The 2,861-nt window shown below is 65.2% G+C and carries 2 protein-coding genes; both read left to right on the forward strand.

Annotation, left to right across the window (positions count from 1 at the left end; genetic code table 11):
- Positions 1-694 precede the first annotated feature (694 nt).
- Positions 695-1,759: a hypothetical protein gene (locus U9983_RS27470; RefSeq protein WP_322756792.1), complete on the forward strand. Its 1,065-nt coding sequence runs from the start codon at positions 695-697 to the stop codon at positions 1,757-1,759.
- A 556-nt stretch (positions 1,760-2,315) separates the two neighbouring features.
- The coding region (locus U9983_RS27475; RefSeq protein WP_322756793.1) for an IS701 family transposase at positions 2,316-2,861 on the forward strand (546 nt) is incomplete at its 3' end.

The following is a 2,861-nucleotide window of genomic DNA, read 5'->3' on the forward strand; positions in this document are numbered from 1 at the left end:
GCGAACGCGCCGCGGGCTGACGCCACTGACCGTTCGGTTGCTGCTCAAGCCCCGAATATCAACGAGCCGCCTGATCAAGCACCTGACCAGCGAGATCGCATACTTGCACCCTTCAGGGTACGGGCAGGTAGCTTGCCGTCCCGGCGCACCCCAGAATCGGCGGCCAGGACGCGGTCGGCACGGGCCGGGTCGACGCCGCAGGGCCGTGGTCTCGTGACGGTGCCACGACCGTCGACGAGGCACCTACATCAGCTCAAGGTGGTAACAACTCGGGCATTGATGTAGACATGCGCTAAAGGTTGTCATTAGGGTCGAAACGGCTGGGGGCCCGACCCGCGCGACCTCGCGGTCGCGTAGACACGACAACGGAGAGCTCATGCCCCTGTCCGCCCCCAGCGCCACGTTCGCGCGACCACGCCGTGCCACAGCTCGACCATCGCAGCCCCCGCGTCCCCGGCGGCCCGCCGCGGTCCTGCTCGGAATTGGCATGACGCTCTGCGTGGCCACCGCGTGTAACCCGATCAAGGCGCCCGCATCCGCGGCTGGCCCTTCGCCGACGCCGACGCCGACGGTTTCGGCGGTAACCACGCAGCCCGTTACCACACCATCGGCCTCCTCATCGGCCTCATCGGCTGCCAGTAGCACCCCGGGCGAGGCGTCGCCCACCGGTGGCGGCGGCTCGACCAAGACCTTCATGGGCAGCAGCACGGTGCTGGTCGGCGGCTCGATGTCCGACGCCTCGATGTCCGCCGCTCCGTTCGACCTGCAGTACAGCTACGTGCACAGCCGGCCCGCACCTACGCCGGCCGCGTACACGGCGGCGCGCTGCGATCCGGCATGGTCGAACTGGTGGGGGTGCTGGACCGGCCCCACCACCGCACCCGGTACTCAGATCACCGTGCGCGAGAACTCCGTGGCCAACGCGACCTACCAGGGCAAGGCGCACCCGCAGAGGATGGTCTGGGACTGGTACTCCTTGATCGACGTCGCAGGTATGGCCGGCCTGAGTGAGGGCCCGGACGAGGTCAGGGTCATCAACAACGCCGACCTGCTCGGCAAGTACCTGAACGACTACCGGTTCTTCCTGCAGAAGATCGGCACGTCGCAAGACCTGATCGACCTTGAGCCGGACTTCTGGGGCTTCGCCCGATCGCTGGGCAATCTGCACCAGGTTCCGGCGCAGGTGAGGTCGGCGAACCCGACCGATTGCGGCTCCCAGGAGAACAGCGCCTCCGGCCTGGCCCAGTGCATGATCGCGATGACCCGCAAGTACGCGCCGCACGCCGGCGTGGGCCTGCACATGTCCTGCTTCGACTGGCAGAGCAACATCAAGAAGTGCCAGAGCGACTACGTCGACCTCGGCGCCAACGCCGGCGACTTCCTGGTCACCGACATCTCCGACCGGGACGCGGGCTGGTACGCCCAGCCGGCGCACGGGGGCAAGGACACCTTCTGGACCGACCAGAAGGCCGCCACCGCCCTGAGCTTCTACAAGACGATGGCCGAGACGGTCGGCAAGCCGGTGGTGCTGTGGCAGATCCCGGTGGGAAACATGACGCAGAACAACACGCCCAGCCACTACCAGGACGACAAGGTGGACTGGCTGTTCTCGCACATGACCCAGGTGGCCGATGCCCATGTCGCAGCCCTGCTGTTCGGCGCGGGATGGTCCGAACAGACCACGCCCGAGACCGACGGCGGCAACCTGATCAACAAGACGATCGCCTACCGCAACTCCGGAGGCGTCGCCCTCAAGTAGCCAGCGCTAGGTAGGCGCTCACCTGCGGCCGGACCCGGCCCCCAACCCCTGTCGGGACCGGGTTCGGCCGCGTTCGTCTCGACCCCGACCGTGTGGGGTCTCACAACCCCGATCCGCCCGGTGACCTGCTGGTTTACATAGAAGGATTAGGTTGGAATAGCTATCCCTCTGCGTTTGTGTCAGCGAGCTCCGACCGCGCGTGTGTGATTCGTTTCGGGCGACTATGTGGGCTTCTTCGCCAACTATTACCGAGTCGCCGATAGCTACCTCTTCGGCCAATTCAAGCCGGCAATCGGGAAACGCGCAACGGTTGCCGGCTCGACCCCAAAGCATTTTGTGGTCACGTAGTGGAATGGTCACGCTTGATGATACCTCGCTGGGATCACCCGGCCTTGCGCATGCTCTAGTACTACAGCAACAGTGATCGCCGTGTGGTCTCCCGGCTGATGATCGGCGCGGCGCCGCGCGTCGAACTACCATCATGTGATTTCCCGGATCTGTGGATGAACATGGAGAAGATGGCGCGTGCGGTGCGAGCTGTACGGGAGATGTGGATATGGTCGCATGGGATGCAGGGTTCGACGAACTGTTCGCTCGGGTGGCGGGGTGCTTCCGGACGGATGAATCGCTGCATCAGGCACGGGCATACCTGATGGGTCTCCTGTCGGCGGTTTCACGGAAGAACGGATGGACCCTCGCCGAGCATGCAGGCGATGCGGCACCTCACAAGATGCAACGGCTTTTGAACGAGTACGCGTGGGACGCCGACGCGGTCCAGACGGTCACCCGCGCATACGTCGTTGAAAGCCTGTGGGAGTCGGATGGGGTTCTCGTCGTTGACGAAAGCGGGTTTCTGAAGAAAGGCCCAAAGTCGGCCGGTGTCCAACGGCAATACAGTGGCACCGCAGGCCGTATCGAAAACTGCCAGATCGGTGTCTTCGCCGCCTACGTGTCCGGGAAGGGACGAGCGATGGTCGACCGCCGCCTGTACCTGCCAGCCAGCTGGACCGACGACCCCGTCCGATGCCACACCGCGGGCGTCCCCGACCACGTCACCTTCGCCACCAAGCCAGCCCTCGCCCTCGCCATGATCTGCACGGCG

Source organism: Protofrankia sp. Cas3 (genome assembly GCF_963555955.1).
Taxonomy (GTDB): Bacteria; Actinomycetota; Actinomycetes; order Frankiales; family Frankiaceae; genus Protofrankia.